The following is a 3,164-nucleotide window of genomic DNA, read 5'->3' as shown; positions in this document are numbered from 1 at the left end:
CAGAATCCATTTTTGCCCGCTTTCAGAGTTCCAGTAGTCGGCCTGAGCTTGGTTGTTCTGCATCTAAATGCACGCGCCTTTCATTTCATGTGACCTGCCCCCCGGTCGTCCCTCATTCATAACGAGAGTCTGCGGGTTTGGACTTGATATTCCTCGGTTTCGTTTTGGGCAAGCACCCTCTTGTCTTATGAATTGAGCAGTTCTTGTGCAAAGCTGGAATAGCTGCCCGGCACGGCGCCAGTTTGCGGCGGGCATCGTCTAGGCTATCGAACAGTTCTTCGTTTAATAGCTCGCCTCGCAGACTGCGGTCGAAGCTCTCGATGAAGACATTCTGTTGCGGCTTACCCGGATCAATGTAATGCCAATCCACGTCATTGTCGGCGGCCCATTTCAGGATCGCCCGACTGGTGAACTCAGTGCCGTTGTCTCTGACAATGCAAGCTGGCTTGCCATAGACCCGCACAAGTGCATCTAGTCATCTCGATCACGCTTTGGCGCTTGGATAGTTGTCTGGAATCTTATCAATCTACAGATGCATCACGCGGTATCTCGAGTTGTATTATACCAAGTTACGACCTGAGTTTTTGCAGATAGCGGAGAGGGAGGCCTTGGCCTCGTGACACCTCGGCGCGGTCGATTTCGCCCGAATCGCGACAGGGGGCCAAGAGCCAAAGAAGCGCGGGGGCCAGAGGAGACGCCGCACAATGGGGCGGATCGAGTGCGGCGGTGGGGATGGCGGCGCGCCGTCCCTTAGCGATAGACGCGTCATGCCACTTGATTGTGCATCTTGCCATTTGGCGTGATATATGCTAGAAATGCGCCAAATGACAGGATCATAAAATGCCACATCTGGAACTTGTTACTCAACCACCAACCCCTCAAGCACCTGATATCTCTCTTGAAGAGGCACGGGCTATGCAACGTGCGATCGTTAATCTCTTCGCCAGGTGGGGGCTGACCGATGATGAGGCATGCACTCTATTGGGAGGCATCGGCTTAAGAACTTTTTCGCGATGGAAGTCCGGAGACCTCGGCAGAACAAGTACCGACCTTCAGGCGCGGATGTCTAACCTGCTTGGCATTCATAAGGCGCTGCGATTGCTATTCGACGAGCCAGCACGGGCTTATGGGTGGATCAAACGACCAAACACTGCTTTTGGAGATCTAAGCGCACTTCAAGTTATGCTCGGTGGACAGCTGACAGACCTGATGCGGGTCAGGCGATATCTTGATGCGCAAAGGGGGGTATGGTGACAGAACCATTACCCCCGACGGTGCATTCTGTCTGGCCAAACGCGCATCGCATTATCAACAGTAAGTATCCGCCAGTATCCCTATTTGAGGACATTGCCGATCCAGCTGATTGGGAACTTCTGGCTTCGGCCGAAAGCAAAACAAACCCAAGGTTATTCGAAGGTATCGGAAAGCTGGCACTTGTGCCGAATGAGCGGCGTGTGGCTGGCCCAGGCGCAAGTTGGGTTATGGCCCCGTTCGTACACGCAAGCCCAGATCGCCCGGGTAGATTTCACAGTGGCGAAGACGGCGCGTACTACGCAGGCGACAGTTCTGAAGTAGCACTGTTCGAAACAATCTACCATTTCGAGAACTTTCTCAGAGCTACAAACGAGCAACCTTGCTCTGCAACCTTCCACGAACTTGTTGGCCAAATCGATGCTGATTTGCATGACCTAAGAGGTTCAGGTTTTGTTGACTGTTTAGATCCCGACTCATACGCAACCAGCCAACGCCTCGCGACTGAGCTGCGCGTACAAGAATCGAGCGGGGTCCTTTACCCCAGCGTTCGCTACCCAGGCGGGCTATGCGTGGCACTGTTCTATCCCAACGTACCGCGCATTCCTTCGCAAGCGAGTCACTACCGCTATCGTTGGGACGGCTATCGCGTCACTCATGTGACCAATCTCTCTGAGGGCGGCGTCTTCGCGATAGTGCCATAACGCCAAGAGCGCCAAATAATCAAAATGTTGGCAACGTATCCTGTTGAATCAACTGCAGAGAACTGGCTCAGCGACTGTCTAGCATCACGACTTTTGTCGCGTTTGGAGCAGTTGGAAGCTGGTGGAGAGATCGTAGAGTTTCCCTCTGATTTTGACGAGGAACTTCGCGAAGTAATCGAAAGCTACCCCCGTGTAACCAAGCGGTTCAAAAGTCTCTCGGACGCATTTGCTGGGCTGACCCCGGAACAGCGAGTGATAGTTCGAAACGCTATTGAATCGCAGAACCAGATTCCGGAAGTGTTCGACACCGCGTTTCCTTGCACAGACTGCGGCGAGGAATTGCCTGACATCCAAAAATTGGCGAAGGAACTTTTCGAGTTTAGTTTCGGTGCGCTCTCGAGGATCAAGTCCCCCAATTCCGATGTTCCTATCCGGGATAGGCACTATGAGATTGCCTATGGTCACCTGTAGAAGAAGTGCTGTCCGTTCTGTGGAATGGAGCGATTAGAACCATACCATCCAGATGTTCCGCGACACGACTTGGACCACTATTTGGCAATCTCTAGGTACCCATTCTCAGGCACTAATCTCAAGAACCTGACCCCGATGGGGGATCGATGTAACTCATCTTATAAGCTTGCTTTGGATATTCTTTACGATCCAAATGGAAATCGGCTTCCATGTTACGATCCGTATGGGGATGTTACTGCCAGCTTTTCTCTCGAAGGCAGTGAGCTCTTCGGCGGCCATGGAGGGGGTCCGGTTTGGGAGGTGTGTCTCACCCCTGAGACACCAGAGACAGCCAACTGGGGTCGGATATTTCGGTTAAAGCTACGTTTGGAAGAGAGCTTGAAGGCAGAGTTCAGAGGCTGGTTGGTGGAGATCGGCGGATTTCTTCGCGGTTTAGCTTGCAATCTGGGGATCATCGAAGAGGTCAAAGCCGGACAGTCGCGATACAAGGACGCCTGCAGTTTAGAATCTCTACCTAGCGTTGCTCTGTTGAAGGAGGGGGTGGCGTCTGTGCTGTTGCAGGGTCTTGAAGCAGAAGATCAAAAGCAAAGGACACATGCCTTCCTTATAGACGCGTTTGCCTAGATAAATATTGGAGGAGTGGTGCCGCTGATAGGACTCGAACCTACTACCCCATCATTACGAATTTTGACGTCCGGCTCTTGGACGCAACCGTATAGTACCGCCAGATACCGGATA

At 52.6% G+C, this 3,164-nt stretch carries 4 protein-coding genes and 1 pseudogene; 4 read left to right on the top strand and 1 reads right to left on the bottom strand.

All coding sequences use genetic code 11. The annotated features are described in order from the left end of the window. Positions 1-235: 235 nt before the first annotated feature. A pseudogene (locus tag Q1B15_RS05495) lies at positions 236-484 on the bottom strand (integrase core domain-containing protein); the annotation flags it as partial. A 356-nt stretch (positions 485-840) separates the two neighbouring features. Here Q1B15_RS05495 and Q1B15_RS05490 point away from each other — a divergent pair. From Q1B15_RS05490 to Q1B15_RS05475, 4 genes are all read left to right on the top strand, one after another. Continuing rightward, the gene (locus Q1B15_RS05490; protein WP_299751320.1) at positions 841-1,254 is read left to right on the top strand and encodes an antitoxin Xre/MbcA/ParS toxin-binding domain-containing protein; all 414 of its coding nucleotides are present in this window, start codon (positions 841-843) and stop codon (positions 1,252-1,254) included. Further along, a complete protein-coding gene (locus tag Q1B15_RS05485) occupies positions 1,248-1,955 on the top strand; it encodes an RES family NAD+ phosphorylase (protein ID WP_299751317.1) in 708 nt (235 codons plus the stop codon). The genes Q1B15_RS05490 and Q1B15_RS05485 overlap by 7 nt, the downstream gene beginning before the upstream one ends. 24 nt (positions 1,956-1,979) lie before the next feature. Next, entirely contained in the window at positions 1,980-2,426 is a 447-nt protein-coding gene (locus tag Q1B15_RS05480) for a hypothetical protein (RefSeq protein WP_299751315.1), read from the top strand. 378 nt (positions 2,427-2,804) lie between these two features. Beyond that, positions 2,805-3,050: a hypothetical protein gene (locus Q1B15_RS05475; RefSeq protein ID WP_299751313.1), complete on the top strand. Its 246-nt coding sequence runs from the start codon at positions 2,805-2,807 to the stop codon at positions 3,048-3,050. Positions 3,051-3,164 lie beyond the last annotated feature (114 nt).

Origin of the sequence: uncultured Boseongicola sp., assembly GCF_937988555.1 — a bacterium.
Lineage (GTDB): Bacteria > Pseudomonadota > Alphaproteobacteria > Rhodobacterales > Rhodobacteraceae > Boseongicola.
Note: the sequence above shows the minus strand (reverse complement) of the source record. Positions and strands in the feature narration are given on the sequence as shown.